The 20,774-nt window shown below is 62.8% G+C and carries 16 protein-coding genes; 9 read left to right on the forward strand and 7 right to left on the reverse strand.

Annotated features, from left to right (window positions below; genetic code table 11):
- Window positions 1-42 precede the first annotated feature (42 nt).
- Entirely contained in the window at window positions 43-1,545 is a 1,503-nt protein-coding gene (locus V3C85_RS04205; RefSeq protein WP_331793821.1) for a bifunctional metallophosphatase/5'-nucleotidase, read from the reverse strand.
- 166 nt (window positions 1,546-1,711) lie between these two features.
- Between V3C85_RS04205 and V3C85_RS04210 the strand changes: the two genes are divergently transcribed.
- The 4 genes from V3C85_RS04210 to V3C85_RS04225 all read left to right on the forward strand — a co-directional run bounded on the left by V3C85_RS04210 (window position 1,712) and on the right by V3C85_RS04225 (window position 6,075).
- Complete coding sequence (locus V3C85_RS04210) at window positions 1,712-2,050, forward strand: DUF952 domain-containing protein (RefSeq protein ID WP_331793822.1); 339 nt, start codon at window positions 1,712-1,714, stop codon at window positions 2,048-2,050.
- Window positions 2,047-3,105, forward strand: coding sequence for a quinone-dependent dihydroorotate dehydrogenase (locus V3C85_RS04215; RefSeq protein ID WP_331793823.1), 1,059 nt, complete (start codon window positions 2,047-2,049; stop codon window positions 3,103-3,105). Before V3C85_RS04210 ends, V3C85_RS04215 begins: the two co-directional genes overlap by 4 nt.
- Window positions 3,106-3,270: 165 nt before the next feature.
- A complete protein-coding gene (locus V3C85_RS04220; protein ID WP_331793824.1) occupies window positions 3,271-4,656 on the forward strand; it encodes an aspartate aminotransferase family protein in 1,386 nt (461 codons plus the stop codon).
- A gap of 24 nt (window positions 4,657-4,680) precedes the next feature.
- Window positions 4,681-6,075, forward strand: a complete 1,395-nt coding sequence (locus V3C85_RS04225) for a glutamine synthetase family protein (RefSeq protein WP_331793825.1) — start codon at window positions 4,681-4,683, stop codon at window positions 6,073-6,075.
- A 20-nt stretch (window positions 6,076-6,095) separates the two neighbouring features.
- Here the strand turns inward: V3C85_RS04225 and V3C85_RS04230 are convergent, their stop codons facing one another.
- Window positions 6,096-6,713, reverse strand: coding sequence for a response regulator transcription factor (locus V3C85_RS04230; protein WP_331793886.1), 618 nt, complete (start codon window positions 6,711-6,713; stop codon window positions 6,096-6,098).
- Between the two features lie 116 nt (window positions 6,714-6,829).
- Between V3C85_RS04230 and V3C85_RS04235 the strand changes: the two genes are divergently transcribed.
- Window positions 6,830-9,481 carry a hybrid sensor histidine kinase/response regulator gene (locus V3C85_RS04235; protein ID WP_331793826.1) on the forward strand — a complete coding sequence of 884 codons (2,652 nt, stop codon included), beginning with the start codon at window positions 6,830-6,832 and terminating at the stop codon, window positions 9,479-9,481.
- On the opposite strand, the gene V3C85_RS04240 is transcribed toward V3C85_RS04235, so the two are convergent.
- The 4 genes from V3C85_RS04240 to ade form a co-directional block, all read right to left on the reverse strand.
- A complete protein-coding gene (locus V3C85_RS04240; RefSeq protein WP_331793827.1) occupies window positions 9,441-10,160 on the reverse strand; it encodes a sirohydrochlorin chelatase in 720 nt (239 codons plus the stop codon). The genes V3C85_RS04235 and V3C85_RS04240 overlap by 41 nt on opposite strands.
- Window positions 10,161-10,201: 41 nt before the next feature.
- Window positions 10,202-11,338, reverse strand: a complete 1,137-nt coding sequence (locus V3C85_RS04245) for an aromatic ring-hydroxylating oxygenase subunit alpha (protein ID WP_331793828.1) — start codon at window positions 11,336-11,338, stop codon at window positions 10,202-10,204.
- Between the two features lie 92 nt (window positions 11,339-11,430).
- Window positions 11,431-12,195 (reverse strand): SDR family NAD(P)-dependent oxidoreductase, encoded by a 765-nt coding sequence (locus V3C85_RS04250; RefSeq protein WP_331793829.1) that lies wholly within the window; start codon window positions 12,193-12,195, stop codon window positions 11,431-11,433.
- Between the two features lie 89 nt (window positions 12,196-12,284).
- A complete protein-coding gene (gene ade / locus V3C85_RS04255) occupies window positions 12,285-13,997 on the reverse strand; it encodes an adenine deaminase (protein WP_331793830.1) in 1,713 nt (570 codons plus the stop codon).
- 140 nt (window positions 13,998-14,137) lie between these two features.
- Here ade and V3C85_RS04260 point away from each other — a divergent pair, with 140 nt between their 5' ends.
- Window positions 14,138-15,058: a DMT family transporter gene (locus V3C85_RS04260; protein WP_331793831.1), complete on the forward strand. Its 921-nt coding sequence runs from the start codon at window positions 14,138-14,140 to the stop codon at window positions 15,056-15,058.
- A gap of 10 nt (window positions 15,059-15,068) precedes the next feature.
- Here V3C85_RS04260 and V3C85_RS04265 read toward each other — a convergent pair whose 3' ends face one another.
- Window positions 15,069-15,677, reverse strand: coding sequence for a nucleoside triphosphate hydrolase (locus tag V3C85_RS04265; RefSeq protein WP_331793832.1), 609 nt, complete (start codon window positions 15,675-15,677; stop codon window positions 15,069-15,071).
- 361 nt (window positions 15,678-16,038) lie between these two features.
- Here V3C85_RS04265 and V3C85_RS04270 point away from each other — a divergent pair, with 361 nt between their 5' ends.
- The 3 genes from V3C85_RS04270 to V3C85_RS04280 are packed head-to-tail and all read left to right on the forward strand — an operon-like array spanning window position 16,039 to window position 20,773.
- The gene (locus V3C85_RS04270; RefSeq protein WP_331793833.1) at window positions 16,039-18,912 is read left to right on the forward strand and encodes a monovalent cation/H+ antiporter subunit A; all 2,874 of its coding nucleotides are present in this window, start codon (window positions 16,039-16,041) and stop codon (window positions 18,910-18,912) included.
- Complete coding sequence (locus V3C85_RS04275; protein ID WP_331793834.1) at window positions 18,912-19,265, forward strand: Na+/H+ antiporter subunit C; 354 nt, start codon at window positions 18,912-18,914, stop codon at window positions 19,263-19,265. Before V3C85_RS04270 ends, V3C85_RS04275 begins: the two co-directional genes overlap by 1 nt.
- Window positions 19,265-20,773, forward strand: a complete 1,509-nt coding sequence (locus tag V3C85_RS04280) for a monovalent cation/H+ antiporter subunit D (RefSeq protein ID WP_331793835.1) — start codon at window positions 19,265-19,267, stop codon at window positions 20,771-20,773. Before V3C85_RS04275 ends, V3C85_RS04280 begins: the two co-directional genes overlap by 1 nt.
- The last annotated feature ends 1 nt before the right edge of the window (window position 20,774 follow it).

Genomic DNA, 20,774 nt, shown 5'->3' on the forward strand with positions numbered 1-20,774 from the left:
CGCGCCCGATCAGCTGGTCAAAGGATCAAACGGTTACAGGGCTTACTGACCCAGCTTGTTGATCCGCCCCTCTACGGCAACAGAGATGGTGCCCATCTTTTCGACATAGGCCATGACATCATTGGCCACCAGATTGCCCGAGCCATTGTTGGTCACGATGCGCCCGCCCCCCAAGGCCGTATAGCCATCGCCACCGCCCAGGATGTAGTCATTCACCGCAACGGTATAAAGCTTGTCAGCCTCCAGCGGGGCACCGCCAACCATCACCTCAGACAGGCGGCTGCCGGGCTGGGCCGATGGGTCCAGCGTAAAGGTCACGCCCGACACCTGCGGAAAGCGGCCAGCCCCGTTTTCCACCTGGCTGACCCCGTTTTCCAGCGCCGCCAGCACCTGGCTGCCCGGAAGCTCGGTCACCACAGTGGTATTGCCAAAGGGCAGTTCCGTCAGAATATCGCGGCGTGTCAATTTCGCCCCGGCATCATAGGTGCGGTCCGCGCGAATACCGCCACCGTTCATGATGGCCAGATCCGCCCCGGTCTGCGCCCGCATGGCATCGGCAATCAGATTGCCCATGGTCGTCTCTTCGGCCCGCACCATGTTGCGGCGGCTGTCCAGCGGCCCTTGGGTGGTGCCGATCTCGACATTCAGCTTTTCATCCAGCTCGGCCGTGTATTTGTCGGTCAGCGCCTGGCTTTCCGGGTCGGGCGTGACTGTGGCGGTATCGATAAAGCGGAACGACGGCGTCCAGCTGACCGTGCGTTTCCCGTCATTCTCCTCGACCGTCACCGTCAGATCGACAGGGTTCAGAAATTGCCCATCCACACTGGTTTCCACATAGGCGGTGATGCCGTCATAGGCCGTTGCATAGGAATGGTCATCCCCTGACAAGATGACGTCAAAGGCATGGCTGGCCATCAGCAACCGGTCATTGGCCATATTGGTCTGCACCACGCCCACCACCAGATCTGCCCCATCGTCGCGCGCTTGCTTGGCAGCGGCAATGCCGCCCTCAACCGTCGGCAGAAACTTCAGATCCCCGGTCGAACTTACCTCGGGCGAGGTATCCTGGGCCACCGGCACCAGGGCCACTTTCAGCCCCGCCACCTCTTTCATCATCACCCCACCCAAGCCCTCGATCGGGCTGCCATCGGCATTGGTGATGTTGATCGCAGCCCAAGGATATGCGCTGGCCTTCATCTTCTCGTAAAAGTTTTCCGGCCCGAAATCGAATTCATGGTTGCCGGGAACGGCAATGTCAAAAGGCACCAGATTGGTGAAGTCGATGGTATTCTGCCCCTTGTCAAACCCCGATTGCAGCGAGGGCGACAGCATATCGCCGTTGAACACATACAGTGTATTCGGATTCGCCGCGCGCTCTGCCTTGGCCACGGCATTCAGGCGGGCAAAGCCACCACGGCCGTCGCTCTCGGCATAATTATACACATCCCCCACGCCCAACAGCGTCAGCTTGATCTCTTCGGCCGAAACCGGACCATTGGCCAAAAGCGCAATCAGGGCGGCAGTGCCCAGCAAACGATGCTTCATTGGAAAGACTCCCTTGTTGGTTATGGCCACAGCGTGACTCCACCATGCCCCGCTTGTCAAATCACCGGATCGTCTGACCTAACGTCAGCACTGAAACAGCAGCATGACAGCCTGCATGACGGCCTGCCCATTGACCAAAGCCTTCCGCTTGTGCATGGAAGACGCCATGCTCATCTACAAGATCCTTCGCCGCCCCGAATGGGATGCCTTCAAAGCCGCTGGCGAAACCGCCGGCGCTCCGGTCGATCTGGCCGATGGCTTCATCCATTTCTCAACCGCCGCCCAAGTTGCCGAAACCGCCGCGAAATGGTTCGGCACGGAAAGCGATCTGGTTCTGGTCGCCTTCAACAGCACCAAACTGGGCGATGCGTTGAAATGGGAACCCTCGCGCGGGGGGGCCTTGTTCCCGCATCTTTACCGCAAATTGCTGCTGTCCGAGGTGGTCTGGGACAAATCCCTGCCACTGGGGGCCACCGGCCATATCTTCCCCGAGGGCGTGTTTTGAACCTGATCGAACGCGCAGGCCTGATGGCCCTGCACCGGCTTGACCCGGAATTGGCCCATGGCCTGTCGCTGCGCGCTTTGAATGCGGGCCTCGTGCCGCTGCCCGGCCCCGTCACCTCGCCGCGCCTGAAAACCCGGCTCGCTGGGCTCGATCTGGCCAACCCGGTGGGTCTTGCAGCAGGGTTTGACAAGAATGCCACGGCCCTTTCCCCCTTGGCCCGCGCAGGCTTTGGCTTTCTCGAAGTCGGCGCCGCCACCCCCCTGCCGCAGCCCGGCAACCCCAAGCCGCGCCTGTTTCGCCTGGCGCAAGATCAGGCGGCCATCAACCGCTTCGGCTTCAACAATGACGGCATGCAGGCCATCGCCACCCGGCTGGCCAGCCGCCCCCGCAGCCTGCCCATCGGCCTGAACCTGGGCGCCAACAAAACCTCGCCCGACCGCGCCGCCGATTTTGCCCATGTTCTGGCCGCTTGCGGCCCGCATGTCGATTTCGCCACGGTCAATGTCTCCAGCCCCAATACCGAAAAACTGCGTGACCTGCAGGGGGCCGCCGCCTTGACCGCCCTGCTCGACCGGGTGATGGAAACCCGCGACTCCCTGTCCCGCCGCATTCCGGTCTTTCTCAAGATCGCCCCAGATCTGTCCGCCACCGAACTGGCTGAAATCGCACAGGTCGCCATGGCGGCTGGCCTTGATGCGATCATCGCCACCAACACCACCTTGGCGCGGGATGGTTTGAAAAGTGCAGATCGAAGCCAAACCGGCGGCCTTTCGGGCGCACCATTGTTCGAAAAGTCCACGCGCGTTCTGGCCCAGCTTTCGCAGCTGACCGATGGCAAACTGCCGCTGATCGGTGTGGGCGGCATCGCCACCCCTGAACAGGCCTATCAGAAAATCCGCGCAGGCGCCTCGGCGGTGCAGCTTTACACCGCCATGGTCTATCACGGCATCGGCCTTGCCGCCCGCATCGCCACCGGCCTTGATGCGCTGTTGGAACGCGATGGCTTTGCCAATCTGGCCGATGCAACCGGCACGGGCCGTGCCGACTGGCTCTGACCCACCCTTCATCTTGGCCGAAATACTCCGGGGGTGAATGGGCCGCAGGCCCAGAGGGGGCAGCGCCCCCTGCCTTTCCTTGCCTGACGCGCTGCCCGTTGGCTGACTCTGCGCTTGAATTTGATCAAATTTTCAGGCAGAACCAGATCAAGTCAAGAGGCCAACATGACCGACAGATCCCCTCAGCCCCCCTCCCCTATTGCCGGGATCGACCCAGCCCGTCTTGCCGATTTCGCCCGGCGTGAAGCCAGTCGCTATACAGCTGCCCGCCCCAAGGCGGCGCAGGCTTTGGACCAGGGTGCCCAGCATTTCCTGAATGGTGTGCCGATGCACTGGATGCGCGACTGGCCGATGCCGCATCTGCCGCTGGTCGCCAAGGCCAAGGGGGCAAGGCTGACCGATATCGACGGCTATGGCATCGACGATTTCTGCCTCGGCGATACCGGCAGCATGTTCGGGCATTCTCCTGACGCGGTGGCCACGGCCATCCGCCAGCAGGCCCGCCGCGGCCTGACCTATATGCTGCCCACCAAAGCCGCCCTTCAGGCAGGCGCCCTGCTGACTGAACGGTTTGGCCCGTTCAAATGGCAGATCGCCACCACGGCGACCGATGCCAACCGCTTTGCCCTGCGCGTGGCGCGCGCGGTGACGGGCAGGCCCAAGGTGCTGGTGTTCAACGGCTGCTATCACGGCACGCTGGATGACACGATGGTCGAACTGGTGAACGACCAACCGGCCAACCGCCCCGGCCTTGTCGGGCAGGTGCAGGATCTGACCCGCGCGGCGACTGTGGCGGAATTCAACGATCTGGCGGGGGTCGAGACGTTGCTGAAACAGGGCGATATCGCGGCCATCCTGACCGAGCCGGTGATGACAAATTCCTGCATGGTCCTGCCCCATGCCGGCTTTCACGATGGCCTGCGCCAACTCAGCCGCCAATATGGTGCGCTGCTGATCATTGACGAAACCCATACCATTTCAACGGGGTTGGGCGGCTATACCCGCGTGCATTCGTTGTCGCCCGACATGTTCGTTGTGGGCAAATGCGTGGCGGGGGGGATGCCCACTGCCGTTTGGGGCATGACGGCCGAAGTGGCCGAACGGTTCAACGCCTATGATGCCACTCGCCCACCCGGCCATTCGGGCATGGGCACGACCCTGTCGGCCAATCCAATGCAATTCGCCTGCCTTGCGGCCACGCTGGCGCAGGTGATGACACCCGAAAACTATGACCATATGGAACGCGGCGCCGAGCGGTTGGCCGCCGGTCTGGCCAAATCCATCCGCACCCATGGGGCGCCGTGGCATGTCGTGCGCGTCGGCGCGCGGGTCGAGTTCATCTGCGCCCCCGGCCCCCTGAACAATGGCACCGAGGCCGCTGCCGCCCATCAGCCACAGGTCGAGGCGGCCATTCACACCGCGCTGCTGAACCGCGGCACACTGATCGCGCCGTTTCACAACATGATGCTGGTCAGCCCCGCCACCAAGACCCGCCAGATTGACCGCCTGATCGCGGCTTTCGACGAAATCCTGACCGCCCTTTTTGCCTGACCGCCCCTTTTGATTGAAGCCGCCATGACCCAGACCCCCAGCCCCTCAGGCTCGACCCTTGCCGAAGCCGAAGCCTTTCTTGCCGCCCACCCGGATGTCGAGGCGTTTGACATTGTCTTGCACGACGCCAATGGCATCGGGCGCGGCAAGATCATCCGGCGCCATGAATTGCTGTCGTTCTACAAATCCGGGCGCCACCTGCCGATCTCGATCCTTGGATTGGATATTTGTGGCGAGGATGTGCATGAGACCGGCCTGATCTGGGATCAGGGCGACGGGGATTTGCGGGCCTGGCCCATTCCCGGCACGCTCAAGCGCCTGCACAACACCCAGCCCCCACGGGGCGAGGTGTTCATGTCGATGTATGAACTGGATGGCCGCCCGATGACATCCGACCCGCGCCATGCCCTGCGCGCCCAGGTCGATGCGCTGGCGGCCCAAGGCTTGCATCCTGTCGGTGCGTTCGAGCTGGAATTCTTCCTGTTGGCCAACGAACGCGATGGCAATGGCCGCGTTCAGCCGGCCCGCGACGTGCTGGATGGCCGCAAATCCAACAAGACCGAGGTCTATTCCGTCGATCACCTGCACGGGATGCTGCCCCTGTTTTCTGACATCTACAAAGGCGCAGAGCTGGCGGGCATTCAGGCCGAAACCATGATCAGCGAATATGCCCCCGGCCAATATGAACTGACGCTGCACTACCGCACCGATGTGATGCAGGCCGCGGATGATCTGATGCGGCTGAAACGGATCGTGCGCGCACAGGCCCGCGCCCATGGCGTCACCGCCTGTTTCATGGCCAAACCGAACGAAGATTACGCAGGCTCGGGCATGCATTTTCACGTCTCGATGCTGGATGATGCAGGCACCAATATCTTTGTCGAACAGACCGAGGGCCAGTGGGCCCCAACCATTCTGCACGCGCTTGGCGGATTGCGCGCCACAATGGGCGAGTCGATGCTGGTGTTCGCCCCGCATGCCAATTCGTGGCGCCGTTTTGCCAGCCAAAGCTATGCGCCGGTCAGCCCGACATGGGGGGTGAACAACCGTTCTGTCGCGCTGCGCATTCCGGCGGGCGATATCAAGGCCCGGCGCATCGAGCACCGGCCTGCGGGTGTCGATGCCAACCCCTATCTGGTCGCGGCCACCGTGCTGGCAGGTATTCGGCATGGCTTGCAGCACAAGATCGACCCCGGCCCGGAAACCACCGGCAACGGCTATGAAGATGGGGCCGATGCGCCCTCGATCCCGGTCGATTGGCGGCAGGCGATCGAGGCCGCCAAGTCATCGGCCTTCCTGAAGGGCGCACTTGGGGCCGATATGCACCGCACCTTTACCGCCATCAAGGCCGCCGAATATGCCCGCGTCATGCGCACGGTGTCCGAGGTGGATTACGATCTTTACCTTTACACCGTCTGACGCCCACTCGCGCTTGGCGCTTAGCCCCGGTGCGGGCCGGGCGCCAAACCGGCGGCTTGGGCAATCATCGCGGCATGGGTGCGGTTCTTTGCGCCCAGCTTGCGGCTTAGCGTCTTGACGTGCAGCTTGACCGTCACCTCCTGCACATCCAGATCGCGGGCGATTTCCTTGTTGGCCTTGCCGTCGCAAATGCCGCGCAGCACTTCGGTTTCGCGGCGGGTCAGGCTGGCCAGCACGCCACCGGGCGGCGGGCCTTCGTCCAGCATCGACAACGGCGCGAAACTTTCGCCCGCGGCCATGTGCTTGACGGCGGCAATCATCGCCTTGACGCCAATGGTCTTGGGCACAAAGCCAATCGCCCCGCGCGCCAAGGCCGCCTCGGCCAGATCGCGCCGGTTGGTGCCAGACAGCAATGCCACCGGGGTTTCGGGGGCCTTCTGGCGCACCAGATCCAGCCCTTCCAACCCGTTCATGCCTGGCATTTCGTAATCCAGCAGAACCAGATCAAAGCGTTCTGCCGCCAAATGCTCTAACACCTGCTGAACATTGGCAACAGCCGCAACAGACAACGCCCCATCAGCCCCAACCATCGCGGCGATCGCTTCGCGAAACAGGTCGTGGTCATCTGCCAAAAGCATGCGCAAGGTGGGTTCAGTCCTTTTCCTTCGGCTTGCCCGTCGTGCGGCAAGGGATTACCTTAGCCCCCGGTCCCTTCTTTATAACCCGCATCCTCGGTGCAGAGACAAGCCATAGAATGACAAACGCACCGCCCAAGGGTAACAAAAGCCTGCCTTCGCCCAGTTTGTGGCCATGGTGGGTCAGCGTTCTGGCCGCCATTGCCGTGCTGGTCGGGGTGGTGCTGATCGTGGTGCTTGGGCTGCGCCAACAGCAAGGGGCCGATCAGGCACTGCAACTGGATCGGGCGCTGTCCGACATCATTCAGGTCGAGGTCGAAAGCCAAGCCCTGCAATTGTCGATCGACACGGCGATCGAACTGCCCGAAAACCCAACGGCGCTGCGCAATCTGCGGCGGGATTTCGACGTGCTGTTCAGCCATCTTTCCTTGCTGGAAACCAGTGCCGTCACCGCCCCGTTGATGAGCGCCCCGGAAAACCGGGCCCTTGTCGCACGGATGCGCGCCTATCTTGATGCGTGGGAGCCGTTGATTGACGGCAACAACGCCCGCCTGACCACAGCCTTGCCCCGGATCGAACGCGAGGTGATCACCCTGCACGGGCTAAGCCACGATCTTGGCCGTTCGGCGCAACGGCATATCGACGCGCTGATGCAGGCAAGACGTGATCACATTGCCCGGCTGGTCTCGTGGCTTGGGCTTGTGGCGGTGGCTTTGGTGCTGCTGCTTGGGCTTTTGGCCGTGATGCTGACCCGCGGCTACCGGGCCGAGCGGGCCAATGCACACGAAAATCTGGCCCTGCGCACGCGCCTTGAACTGATCATCGCAGACTCGCCCGAGGCGATTGTGGTGACCAACCGCGGGGGCTGGACAGTTGAATTCAACCCCGCCGCCGAAGTGATGTTTGGCCTGCCGCGCGAAGCGGTGCTGAACCGTCAGGCTGTGCCCTTGCTGTTCGCGCCCCAGGACGTGCCCGCCTATCAGGCCCAGATTTCGACAGCCATCGCTCAGGCCATCAGCAGGGGGGCCCAACGGTTTGAATTGCAAGGGCGGCGCGCCGATGGCACGGCGTTCCCGCTTGAGGTGTCGTTGGCCAGCCGCGCCATTGGTCAAGGAACGCTGATTGTCGCCTTCATGCGCGATATATCGGCCCGCAAAACGGCCGAAACCTTGCTGCGTGAGGCCCTGGAAAAGGCCCGCGCGGGCGAAAAGGCCAAAGCTGATTTCGTTGCCGTAATGAGCCATGAAATCCGCACCCCGCTGAACGGGTTGCTGGGTGCCGTCAATCTGTTGCAAGACACCACACTGACACCAGATCAGACGCGCCTTACCGATGTGATCGCCTCGACCGGACAGGTGCTGCTTGATCAGGTGAATTCCGTGCTGGACATCGCACAGGGCGAAGCCGGACAGTTCCGCAGCGTTGTGCGGCCCTTTGACCTTGACCGCCTGATTACCGAATGCATCGAAAATCAGCGCGGCCTTGCCCTTCAGAACAAGACTGCAATCCAGCATCACCCGCTGTCGGGCGCACTTTCGCAGGTTGAAGGCGACCCGAACCGTCTGCGCCAGATTTTGCTGAACCTGATCGGAAATGCGGTCAAGTTTACCCATAACGGCACCATCACCGTCGAAACCGAACGGCATGACCCAAAGGCCTTTGGGGGCACCTCTGATATCGTTGAATTCCGGATCATCGACACCGGCCCCGGCATTGCCGAACAGGATCAAAAGCGCATCTTCGATGATTTCGAGATGGTTGAGGCGGATCAGCCCCGGCAAACCAAAGGGACGGGCCTTGGGCTGGGCATCGTGCGCAAACTGGCGCGCGCCATGGGGGGCGAGACTGGGCTGGAAAGCGAATTGGGCATCGGCAGCGTCTTTTGGGTGCGCCTGCCCCTGCGCCCCGTCGCCGCCCCGCCCGCCCTTGACCCGCCGCCAACGCCCTTGCCGCCAGCATCGGCCAAGGCCCCGGATGCCGCCCCGGATACAGCCGGACCGGCGCCGGCCCCATCGGCTGGCCGCAAGATTTTGGTGATCGAAGACAATGACATCAACCGTTTCATCCTGCGCCGCATTCTAGAGGAAGACGGACACCAGATCATTGAAACCCGCGATGGCATTGAGGGCCTTGCCGCCGCCGAGGCGCAAGGCTTTGATGTCATCCTGACCGATATTTCAATGCCACGGATGGACGGGGTTGAAACGGCGCGCCGGATCAGGGCAGGATCAGGGCCTTGTGCCAAGACCCCGATCATTGCCCTTACCGCCCATGCCTTGCCCGCCGATATTGACCGGTTTCTGGCCGCCGGCATCGACGCCTGCCTGACCAAGCCCGTCAACCGTGACAAGCTGGCAGCCCTGTTGGCACAGCCTGCCGCCGCCTCTGCACCACCGCAAAACGCCCTGCCTTTGCTGGATTCAAAAACCTTGGCAGATCTGCATCAAACCCTGGGCAACCTGCCCCTGACCAGCCTGATTGACCGCCTGACCACCGAGGCCACGACCGTTACGGCCGCTTTGGCCACAGCCCAGATGCCGCCCGAACAGATGGCACAACAGGCGCATCAACTGGCAGGCGGCTGTGCCACCTTTGGCGTCCTGCGCCTGCGTGCGGTGTTGTCTGGTGTTGAAACCGATATCAAGACGGGCAACGTGGACGCGGCCCGCGCCGCCGCCGCCACCTTGCCCGCGCTTTGGGGCCAGACAAGCGACGCGCTGCAAACCGAACTCAGGCGGCTTGCAGCCCCGCAACAACCGCCCTCAGCCTAGCCGCCACCAGCCCCGGCACCCGTGGGTCCAGCCCCAAAGGCTCTAGCACCCGGCCGGTGAACCCGGCTTCGGCCAAAGCCTGCGGAATATCGTCGATCACATGTCCCCCCTTGGCGGCGAAAAACGGCAGACACACCGCATCATCTCCAAAGCCCCGCACCTCGGCCAAGCGCGGGCTCTGGTCGATGAACGCAGCCTCAGACCGGGCCAACCCAAGCGCATCTTTGATCATCAGCGCCACGGCATTGGCCACGTCGGACGGGGCGGCGCTGCGAAATGACCCATGGGCCGCCAGCAACAGATTGCCCCCGGCGCCCAAACCGGCCTCACGCACCAGATCCACAGCCAAGGCCTGCACTTCGGGCACCGTTCCAAACGGCTCTAGCACTTGCCAATCGGTCCCACCCGCCTCGGCCAGACGTTTGGGCAGGTTCACCGATGTGAACCACCCCCCGGCCATGAACATCGGAAACACCAGACCGCCCGGCCCCAGTCGCGCCACCGCTGCCGCCAAGGCCCCGTCTTCGGCCAAGGTCACCGACCCAACCTGGCAACCCGGCACATGCTGCGCCACCTGCGCGGCAAAGGCGGCCATTTCTGCCGCAGCAGGGGCCGGGTCAGAGGGCTGGCCGTGCGAGACGATCAGAACAGGCGGGGGGGCTGGCATGAAATCGGTCATGCCACCAAACCTAGCGCATCACCCCGCCACCGCAAGGGCGGCTAGGCCGGCATCTTGCTGGCGATATACTGGGCGAATTCAAAATTCGGCCGCTCCAGGTGGCTCAGCGCCCCCGGTTCCGACAAATCGGCGCACAGACCCCGATAGACCTTTTCGACACAGCCCTTGTCTTCGACATTCACATCATCCAGCAACGCCCGCAGCGCGGCAAAATGCTTGTCGGCCTCGGGGTCGGCGGCCCAATCAGCGGCCAAGCCGCCGCCGAACAAAACATTCACCCGCCCCGGCCCATCCGGCGTCAGGCTGAGATACCAGAAATACCCCGGCGTCAGCGTGATCATCAGCGCCGGATAGATCGAGATCAGCCAGGTGATGCGCCGCTCATCGCCTTGCAGCACTGTGTTCGACGGATGCGCCAGCGACAGTGGCAAGGTGTCATTCTTGATGATGTAATGGTAGTTAAAGGCGGGAAAGCCCTCGGGGCAGGTCATCTTCATCAGATCGACGGTGCCACCGATTGTGCCCGCATGGCAGACCGGCAGGTGATAGCTTTCCATGAAGTTTTCCGCCAACACCTTCCAGTTGGTGTTCCAGTGAAACTCCTCACGGAAGGCCTCGACATAGGCCCCCATATCCAGATAGCCGACCAGCTTTTCCACATCGGCCAGGGCCTGTTGCGGCGGCGGGGCATCGGGGTTCAGCGTGACCATGATCCAGCCAAGCCAGTTTTCCACGCGCACCGCGGGCAGCTTGATGTCTTCCTTGCAAAAGCTTTCGTTCAGGGCCATTGCCGGGGCGCCGCGCAGGGTGCCGTCCAGATTATACGTCCAGGCATGATAGGGGCAAACAATCGACCGCACATTGCCCCGGCCTTCCAACAGCGTGCTCATGCGGTGGCGACAGACATTCGACATGCCCCGCAACGCCCCATCGCGATCGCGCAGAATGATGATCGGCTCGCCCGAGATTTCCATCGTCAGATAATCGCCGATATTGGGCAAAGCCTCGGCCCGCCCGGCACAGAGCCATTCCTTGGCAAAGATATGCGTCTCTTCCATCGCGGCGAATTCGGGCGAGGTGTAAACCGACTTTGGCATGGCCTTGGCCTGCTCAAAGGGCACCGAAACATTGGCCCGCAGTTCAGAGACAGCGGCAAGGGCAGGATCGTGGCGTGTCATCCGGGTCTCCACCAAAACAGAATTGCGAAAGCTAAGCACGTTGATCGGCCTGCGTCACTCAAATTTAGCCTAACTCACGCTTAGGGTCAGCGTCACGCGCCATCCAGATCATAGGGCCAGGGGGCCTGCGAAAAGACGCCCCCATCCACCCAGATCGTCTGCCCGGTGATGAAACCTGCCGCAGCGCTGCACAAAAAGACGACAGGCCCGACAACATCCTGCGGCACCCCCACGCGGCGCAGGGGCGTAACCTTGGCCCAGGTGCCGGCGTAATCCCCGGCCTCGGCGGCGGTGCGTTCTGTTGCAATCGCGCCCGGTGCCACGCAATTGACGCGAATGCAATGCGGGCCCAATTCCACTGCGGCCGCTTTGGTGAACTGCTCGATCCCGCCCTTGCTGGCCGTGTAATCGACCAGACGCGGGAAAGCCAATTTGTTGCAGCCCGACCCCAGATTGACGATCGACCCGCCCTTTCCCGCCGCAATCATCGCCCGCGCCGCCGCTTGGGTGTTCAGAAAACACCCCTTCAGATTGGTCCGCATCACCGCATCCCACTGGTCGGCCCGCAATTCCAGCAAGGATGCCCAAGTCTGAATGCCCGCATTGTTCACCAGCACATCCGGCGCGCCGGCCCAGTCGGCCAACTCGGCCCACAGGGCGGCAACGGCCTCCTCATCGCCGACATCAGACGGCCAGGCCCGCGCGCGCCGCCCCATGGCCGCAACCTCTGCCACCAGATCTGCGGCTGCCGCATCGGCGCCCAGATGGGTCAGGGCCACATCATGGCCAGCCTGTGCCAGCCCCCGCACCAGATCGCGGCCAATGGCCGATACACCCGCCGTCACAACTGCGAACATCGCCCCTCCCTTCGTTTCATCTCAACACCGCAGACAAGGGCATTGCGCCGCGCAAAGCCCCCCCCCGGCACCCCGCCCCCGAAAAACCGCTATGGAATGATCTCGAACCGATCCACATCGACCATGCCCATATCCGTGATCTTCAGATGCGGAATCACCGGCAGCGCCAGAAACGCCAGTTGCAGAAACGGCTCTTCCAGAACCACCCCCAACCCGGCCGCCGCCGCCCGCAGGGCCACCAGATCGTCGCGCACCCGCTCGAACGGTTCAAGGCTCATCAACCCTGCCACCGGCAAGGCCAGCTCGGCCAGCACGCGCCCGCCCTCAACCACCACAAACCCGCCCTCGATCTGGCCCAACCGGTTCGCGGCCAGGGCCATATCGGCGTAATCCACGCCCACAACGGCAATATTGTGATGGTCATGACACACGGTCGAGGCAATCGCCCCCCGCTGCAAGCCAAAGCCCTGCACAAACCCGGTGGCGCGGTTGCCGTTCTTGCCGTGCCGCTCGATCACCGCGATCTTGACCAGATCGCGCGACAGGTCGGGCCGTTTGTCGCCATCGACGGGCGGGATGTCATAGGTCAGGTGCCGGGTGATGATCTTGCCGGGCAGAATGCCGATCACCGGCGTTTCGGCCCGATTGCCCCCGGTGCGAAAATCTTGCGCCGTCACCGGGGCGGCCTTGACCGAATGCCGCGCCACCGGCTCTGTCACCTGCCGCGCGGCAAAGGCAGCCGCATCGGCCACCACCCCCCCCGCCAGCACCAAGCTGGCATGACAGCCCTCCAGACTGTCGATCACCGCTATATCGGCCCGCTTGCCCGGCGCGATCAGCCCCCGGTCCTTCAGCCCGAACGCCTCGGCCCCCGACAGCGATGCAGCGCGATAGACAGCCAGCGGCGGGCACCCCAGGGCAATCAGCGTGCGGATCATATAATCCAGATGCCCGTGTTCGGCGATATCCAGCGGGTTGCGGTCATCGGTGCACAGACACAGATAGGGGGCATGCTGTTCGGTCAGCAGCGGGGCAAGGGCGTGCATGTCTTTCGACACCGACCCTTCACGGATCAGCACCCGCATCCCCTTGCGCAGCTTTTCCAAACCCTCTTCGGCGGTTGTCGCTTCATGCTCGGTGCGGATTCCCGCTGCGATATAGCCGTTCAGATCATGGCCACGCAGCAAGGGCGCATGGCCGTCGATATGCCGCCCCTGCCACGCCTCCAGCTTGGCCATCACGCCGGCATCCTGCATCAGCACACCGGGAAAATTCATGAACTCGGCCAGCCCGATGCCATGCGGATGGTCGCGCAACGGGATCAGATCAGCCGCCTCCAGCCGTGCGCCCGCCGTTTCCATATGGGTCGAGGGCACGCAGGAAGAAATCTGCACCCGAATATCCATCAACGTGTGATCCGCCGCGCTCAGGAAATACTCGATCCCCGGCACACCGCAGACATTGGCAATTTCATGCGGGTCGCAAATGGCCGTGGTCACGCCACGCGGCGTCACGCAACGGTCAAATTCAAACGGGGTGACAAGGCTGCTTTCAATATGCAGATGCGTGTCGATGAACCCCGGCACCAACACGCGGCCCGTAACATCAATCTCGCGCGTTCCGTGATAGGTGCCAAAGACACCCACGATCGTATCGCCGCAAATCGCCACATCCGTTTCCACCAGATCGCCGGTGATCAGGTCAAACACCCGGCCGCCCTTGAGCACCAGATCGGCAGGCACAGCCCCCCGACCTTGGGCGATGCGGGCCGACAGCGGGGCTTTTGGGGCGTTGTGAACCATGGGCGTCTCCTTTCGACCCAGCAAAGCAGAGCCGTGTTCCGGGGGAAAGCTGTATTGCACACCCGATATTGTGACCCGAACAAAACACGCCTTGAACCCCCACGTCAAAGCATGTGACCTGACACGACAGGAGCCAGCCCATGCGCCCCCTTCGCGGCATTGCCTACAAACTTGTATCCGTCCTGATCTTCATCGTGATGAGTGCGGTGATCAAATCCACCGCCGACCATGTCCCGGCAGGTCAGGCGGTGTTCTTCCGGTCGTTATTTGCGATTCCCGTTATTGTGGCCTGGTTGGCCCTGCGGCGCGAATTGAAAACCGGCCTGCGCACCAAATCGCCCATGGGCCATGTCTGGCGCGGTTTCGCGGGCACCTGCGCCATGGGGCTTGGCTTTGCCGGGCTGGGCTATCTGCCACTGCCCGAAGTGACCGCCATCGGCTATGCCGCCCCGCTGCTGACCGTGATCTTTGCCGCCATGTTTCTGGGCGAGGATGTGCGGCTGTTCCGTCTGTCTTGCGTCTTTCTGGGCATGGCGGGGGTGATGATCGTGCTGTGGCCGCGCCTGACCTTTCTGGAAGGCAGCGCCGGCCACCGCGAGGCCCTTGGCGCCATGCTGGTCTTGGGCGGCGCGGTCTTTGCGGCCCTTGCCCAGGTCTTTGTGCGCAAGATGGTGGCCACGGAACAAACCGCCGCCATCGTCTTTTGGTTCTCTGTCACCGCCACGGGGCTGTCGCTCTTGACCCTGCCCTTTGGCTGGGTGGTCCCCACGGCGTCAGAGGCTGCCTTGCTGGTGCTGGCCGGGGTGTTGGGGGGCTTTGGCCAGATTTTCCTGACCTCCAGCTACCGCGAGGCCGATGCCTCGCTGGTCGCGCCCTTTGATTATGCCTCGATGATCTTTGCGCTTGGCATCGGCTGGTTCGTCTTTGCCGAGATGCCCACGATCACCATGCTGATCGGTGCTGCCATCGTGATCACCGCTGGCGTGCTGATCATCTGGCGCGAACGGCAACTGGGCCTGCAACGCGCGCGTCAACGCAAGGCCATGACACCACAGGGCTAGGGTCGGGCGATCAGGGCGTGATCACCACATCGGCGGGGCGCGAGGTTTCGATGCAGCGGCGGATATTGGGCATGTCGTTGCCGTCAATCCACGCCCGTGCCTCGGCAGGCGATTTGCCATGCTGCGCCCAGCGTGCAACCAGCCTGCGGTCCAATTCCTCGATCCCGACGTCTATCCAGATCGTCAGATCAAACAGGCTGGCCAGCTCGGCCCATTTGCCTTCGTTCAGCAACAGCCAATTGCCTTCAATGATCAGAAAACGATCTTCGAGCAACACAACATCGGCCGCGGCCCGCGACAACTCGATCGACCGGTCAAAGACCGGGATGGCCACTTCGCCCCCTGCCCGCAACCGGGTGATCAGGTGAACAAAACCATCCAGATCAAAGGTTTCGGGCGCCCCCTTGCGCGACCGCAGGCCGCGCGCCGTCAGAACCGCGTCGTCATAGTGAAAGCCATCCATCGGCACCACCCGCGCCCCGGTGCCAAGTGCGGCCACCAAGGCAGCCGAAAGCGTGGATTTGCCCGCCCCCGGCGGCCCGGCCAGGGCGGCCAGATACCGCCCCCGGCCTGTGCCGGCCTTTTCGCGGATCAATTCGGCAAGGGCAGTCGGGGTCATCTCAGCTTCCACAATGTCACACAGCCTGGGCCCGGGTGGCAAAGGCCGCGCCCAAACCCTGCTTATACCCCGCGGTCATAATGCCGCACAACCGGCTTTGCAGGGGCCAACCCGCCGCTTCCATCGCGCAGAGCCCGCCCCCTTTTGCACTGCCAAATCGGCAAGACGGCCTTTCTTTTGGCGCTGACATCTGATTTCTGTGTCCTGTTAGCGCCAAAGGTGAATTTCTGTCCTTTGGCAACCATTGACTTGCGCGCAGCCTCTTGAAAATCGTTGTATCAAGGCTCAGTTGGGGTCCAACCCGCCGCGACGTTTACGACGCAAAAGAACGCCACCGCCACGACGAGGGAATACCCGCTTCATGTCTTTAGCCCTGATTGCAGCGCTGCCATTCATCGGTGCGCTTCTGCCCGGCCTCATGATCCGCGCAGGCAAGAACGCCTGTGCCTTTGTCACCGGGTCGGTCACCGCACTTGCACTGTTGCTGTTGGGCTTGAATGCCCCGGCGGTCTTGCGCGGAGAGGTGGTGCAAACCCGCATCGACTGGCTTCCCTCGCTTGGCCTGAACGCCAATTTCTTTCTGGATGGGCTTGGCCTGCTGTTTGCCGGGCTGATCCTTGGCATCGGGCTGTTGATTATCATCTACGCGCGGTTCTATCTGTCGAAATCCGATCCGATGGGCCAGTTCTACAGCTATCTCTTGCTGTTTCAGGGCGCGATGGTGGGCATTGTCCTGTCGGACAACATCCTGCTTTTGCTGGTGTTCTGGGAATTGACGTCGCTCTCCTCGTTCCTGCTGATCGGCTATTGGAAGCACAATCCCGAAGGCCGCCAAGGCGCACGGATGGCCCTGACCGTCACCGGCGGCGGGGGCCTTGCGATGATCGCGGGCATGCTGATCCTTGGCAATATCGTCGGCAGCTATGATCTGACGGTGATCTTGCAGAACAAGGAATTGATCCAGGCCAGCGACTGGTATCTGCCCGCGCTGATCCTGATCCTGCTGGGCGCCTTTACCAAATCGGCGCAGTTCCCCTTTCACTTCTGGTTGCCCCATGCAATGGCCGCCCCCACCCCGGTGTCGGCCTATCTGCACTCGGCTACCATGGTAAAGGCGGGGCTGTTCCTGATGGCGCGGCTGTGGCCGGTTCTGGCGGGCACGCCCGAATGGTTCTACATCGTCGCCACCACGGGCCTGATCACCATGGTGATGGCCGCCAAGATTGCGCTGTTCAAGGATGATCTCAAGGCGCTCTTGGCCTTTTCCACCGTCAGCCATCTTGGCCTGATCACCATGCTGCTGGGCTTTGGCACGGCCGAGGCTGCGACCGTGGCGATTTTCCACATCATCAACCATGCCACCTTCAAAGCCGCCCTGTTCATGAGTGTGGGGATCATCGACCACGAAACCCACACCCGCGATCTTAAACGTCTGGGCGGTTTGCGCACCCTGATGCCGATCACCTTTGCCTTTGCCACCGTTGCGGCCCTGTCGATGGCCGGCATCCCGCCCCTGAACGGCTTTTTGTCCAAGGAACTGATGCTGGAGGAGGCCTATCACACCACCTGGGCAGGCAGCGCCTGGCTGATGCCCGTGCTGGCCACCATCGGCGCGATGTTCTCGGTCGCTTATTCCTTCCGCTTCATCGCCCATGCCTTCCTTGGCCCGGTGCGGGATGATTACCCGTCAAAACCGCACGATCCGGGCTTTGGCCTGTGGGCGGCCCCGGCGTTTCTGGCGCTGCTGGTGGTGATCATCGGCTTCATGCCCATGACATCGGCAGCCTGGCTGGTGAATACCGCCGCCAGCGCCACGACGGGCGAACCGGTGCAGGCCTATATCAAGCACTGGCACGGTCTGGGCTCGCCTGCCCTGTGGATGTCGGTGGCCGCCGTTGCGGCGGGCCTGATCCTGCTGGGCGCGCACAAGCGGCTGATGGCCCTGTGGAACGCCACCCCCCGCCCCGAGGCGAAGGCGATGTTCGACGGCCTGATCGAACCCTTTGCCCATCTGTCGCGCCGCCTGACCGACCGGCTGCATGACGGCGCGCTGACGCGCTATATCGCCATCGGCATCCTGACCATCGCTGCCACGGCCTATTACGGCTTTAGCACTGGCACCCATACGCCGGGCACCCGCGCCTTGCTGGATGTGCATCCGGTTCCGGCCCTTGGCTGGTTCGCCCTGGCGCTGGCCACGATTGCCATCGTGATCTTCCATCGCAACCGCCTGCTGACACTGGTTCTGGTGGGCATCATCGGCCTGATGATCTCGGTCGGCTTTGCCTATTTCTCGGCACCTGACCTTGCCCTGACACAAATCTCGGTCGAGGTGGTGACGGTGATCCTGATGCTGCTGGCGCTGAACTTCCTGCCCAAGCAAACGCCCGCCGAAAGCACCGACAGCCGTCGGGCGCTGGATATGGGTGTGGCAGGCATCGCCGGTCTGGCCATTGCGGGCCTGTCCTATGCGCTGATGACGCGCGATCCCGCCTTTGCCCCGATCGCCGATTATCACATCGCCAATTCCAAACCCGGCGGCGGTGGCACGAATATCGTCAACGTAATTCTGGTCGATTTCCGGGGCTATGATACCTTTGGCGAAATCATCGTGCTGGGGATTGCCGCCATGGTGATCTACGCCCTGACCGAAGCGCTGTTGCGCAGCGGCCCGGCCAATGACCGTCTGGTGGCCTGGACCCCCGATCTCAAGCGGGCGGGCGACCGGCACCCGATGATGCTGGTGGTCGCCACCCGCCTGATCCTGCCGATTGCACTGATGGTGGGCGTGTTCATCTTCCTGCGTGGCCATAACCTGCCGGGCGGCGGCTTTATCGCCGGTCTGGTCGTGTCGATCGCGCTGGTCATGCAATACATGGCGTCGGGCTTTGCCTGGGCGCAGATCCGCCAAAAGGTGGATTACCACGCGCTGATCGCCTGCGGGGTGCTGATCGCGGCCGCCACGGGCATCGGCTCCTGGTTCGGCGGCCTGCCCTTCATGACCACCGGCTTTGACTATTTCCACATCCCACCGCTGGAGGAATTCGAACTGGCCACCGCCGCCATCTTTGACCTTGGCGTCTTCCTGACGGTTCTTGGCGCGGTGATGCTGTCCCTGGCCTCGCTGTCGCGCATCGCCCTGCGGGCCGGTGAAACCATCAACGTCGAGCCTTTCGACATCGACCCATCCGAGGGCCGCAGCCTCGATGATCTTGACCCGCAGGAGGCACGCTGATGGAACTTCTTGTGGCCTCTGCGCTTGGCCTGCTGACGTCGGCTGGTGTCTATCTGATGCTGCGCCAGCGCACCTTTCCGGTGATCGTCGGGCTGACCCTGCTGTCCTACGCGGTCAACGTGTTCATCTTCACCGCCGGGCGGTTGACGGTGAACCTGCCGCCGATCATCGACAAATATGCCAATGGCTATACCGACCCGCTGCCTCAGGCGCTGGTGCTGACCGCCATCGTGATCTCGTTCGGCATGACAGCCGTTCTGGTGATGATGGCTTTGGGCGCCTATCTAGAGGCCGGGCATGACAAGGTGGATATGAACGACACCGACGAAACCCCGAAAGGGGGTGCGAAATGATGAGCCACTGGATCATCGCCCCCGTCATTCTGCCCGCACTTGTGGGCGCGGCGATCATGCTGTTCATGCGCAATGACCTGCTGTTGCAGCGCGTCTTTTCGCTGGCCTCGACTCTGGCCCTGACGGCCATTGCGGCGGCGCTGCTGTGGGCTGCCACGCTGCACCCGCCCGAGGTGTATTTCCTTGGCAACTGGCCCGCCCCCTTTGGGATCGTGCTGGTGCTTGACCGGCTGTCGGCGCTGATGGTGATGCTGACCGCGCTGTTGGCCGTTGCGATCCAGCTTTATGCCATCGGGTCAGACTGGGATGCCCGCGGCCGCCATTTTCACGCGTTGTTCCAGTTCCAGCTGATGGGCATCAGCGGTGCCTTCCTGACGGGTGACGCGTTCAACCTGTTCGTCTTTTTCGAAGTGTTGCTGATCGCCTCTTATGGTCTGATGATCCACGGCGGCGGCAAAGACCGTCTGCGCGCAGGCGTGCAATATGTGGCCTTCAACCTTGTCGGCTCGTCGCTGTTCCTGTTTGCGCTGGCCACGATCTACGCAGTAACCGGCACGCTGAACATCGCCGATCTGGCCGTCAAGGCGCAAACCCTGCCCGAGGGTGATGACGCCCTGTTCCGCGTGGCTGCGGTGATGCTGATGCTGGTCTTTGCCGTCAAGGGGGCGCTGGTGCCGCTGCAATTCTGGTTGCCGGCCACCTATGCCAATGCGCCCGGCCCGGTTGCCGCCCTGTTCGCGGTGATGACCAAGATCGGCGCCTATGCCGCCATCCGCTTTGGCGTGATGGTGATCCCGCCCAGCACACCCGCCACTGGCACGCTGATTGCCGATCTGATGATGCCAGCCGCGATTGCCACGCTGATCATCGGGGCCATCGGTGTGCTGGGGGCGTCCACCCTTGGTCGCCTGGCCGCCTTTGCCGCCATCGCCTCGATGGGCACGGCCTTTATCGCGATTTCGGCCTTTACCCCCGCCGCCACTGCGGCTGCGCTGTATTACATTGTGCATTCCACATTGGCCGGGGCGGCCCTGTTTCTGATCGCCGATCTGGTGGCCGACCGCCGCGCCCATGACCGGCTGGATCAGGCCTTGCCGCCGATCCAGAACTCGGGGCTGATTGCCGGGCTGTTCATGGCCTCGGCCATTGCCACGGCGGGCATGCCACCGCTGTCGGGCTTTTTCGGCAAGCTTCTGGTGATGGATGCCTTGCGCGATCAGGCGGCGCTGGTCTGGTCGGTGATCCTGATCACCTCGCTGGTGGTGATCCTGGGCTTTGCCCGCGCCGGATCGACCCTGTTCTGGAAGGCACATGCCGCCGCCCCGCTAGAGGGGCCAAGGCATGAACCGCAGGGCCTTGCCTTTACGGCCACCTTTGGCCTGCTGGCAGGGCTGGTGGCGCTGACCGTCTTTGCAGGCCCCGTCATGGCCTGGATGGAGGCGACGGCCCTGTCGCTGCATGACCCCGCCGCCTATATCGCCGCCAACCAACTGCCGCAGGTGAAGTGAC

Source organism: Pseudotabrizicola sp. L79 (genome assembly GCF_036553525.1).
GTDB lineage: Bacteria > Pseudomonadota > Alphaproteobacteria > Rhodobacterales > Rhodobacteraceae > Pseudotabrizicola.

What these genes read in the sequence shown, in the direction of transcription:
- V3C85_RS04205 (WP_331793821.1), bottom strand. Translation starts at nt 1,545, where the DNA reads ATGAAGCATCGTTTGCTGGGCACTGCCGCCCTGATTGCGCTTTTGGCC.
- V3C85_RS04210 (WP_331793822.1), top strand. Translation starts at nt 1,712, where the DNA reads ATGCTCATCTACAAGATCCTTCGCCGCCCCGAATGGGATGCCTTCAAA.
- V3C85_RS04220 (WP_331793824.1), top strand. Translation starts at nt 3,271, where the DNA reads ATGACCGACAGATCCCCTCAGCCCCCCTCCCCTATTGCCGGGATCGAC.
- V3C85_RS04225 (WP_331793825.1), top strand. Translation starts at nt 4,681, where the DNA reads ATGACCCAGACCCCCAGCCCCTCAGGCTCGACCCTTGCCGAAGCCGAA.
- V3C85_RS04230 (WP_331793886.1), bottom strand. Translation starts at nt 6,713, where the DNA reads ATGCTTTTGGCAGATGACCACGACCTGTTTCGCGAAGCGATCGCCGCG.
- V3C85_RS04235 (WP_331793826.1), top strand. Translation starts at nt 6,830, where the DNA reads ATGACAAACGCACCGCCCAAGGGTAACAAAAGCCTGCCTTCGCCCAGT.
- V3C85_RS04240 (WP_331793827.1), bottom strand. Translation starts at nt 10,160, where the DNA reads ATGACCGATTTCATGCCAGCCCCCCCGCCTGTTCTGATCGTCTCGCAC.
- V3C85_RS04245 (WP_331793828.1), bottom strand. Translation starts at nt 11,338, where the DNA reads ATGACACGCCACGATCCTGCCCTTGCCGCTGTCTCTGAACTGCGGGCC.
- V3C85_RS04250 (WP_331793829.1), bottom strand. Translation starts at nt 12,195, where the DNA reads ATGTTCGCAGTTGTGACGGCGGGTGTATCGGCCATTGGCCGCGATCTG.
- ade (WP_331793830.1), bottom strand. Translation starts at nt 13,997, where the DNA reads ATGGTTCACAACGCCCCAAAAGCCCCGCTGTCGGCCCGCATCGCCCAA.
- V3C85_RS04260 (WP_331793831.1), top strand. Translation starts at nt 14,138, where the DNA reads ATGCGCCCCCTTCGCGGCATTGCCTACAAACTTGTATCCGTCCTGATC.
- V3C85_RS04265 (WP_331793832.1), bottom strand. Translation starts at nt 15,677, where the DNA reads ATGACCCCGACTGCCCTTGCCGAATTGATCCGCGAAAAGGCCGGCACA.
- V3C85_RS04270 (WP_331793833.1), top strand. Translation starts at nt 16,039, where the DNA reads ATGTCTTTAGCCCTGATTGCAGCGCTGCCATTCATCGGTGCGCTTCTG.
- V3C85_RS04275 (WP_331793834.1), top strand. Translation starts at nt 18,912, where the DNA reads ATGGAACTTCTTGTGGCCTCTGCGCTTGGCCTGCTGACGTCGGCTGGT.
- V3C85_RS04280 (WP_331793835.1), top strand. Translation starts at nt 19,265, where the DNA reads ATGAGCCACTGGATCATCGCCCCCGTCATTCTGCCCGCACTTGTGGGC.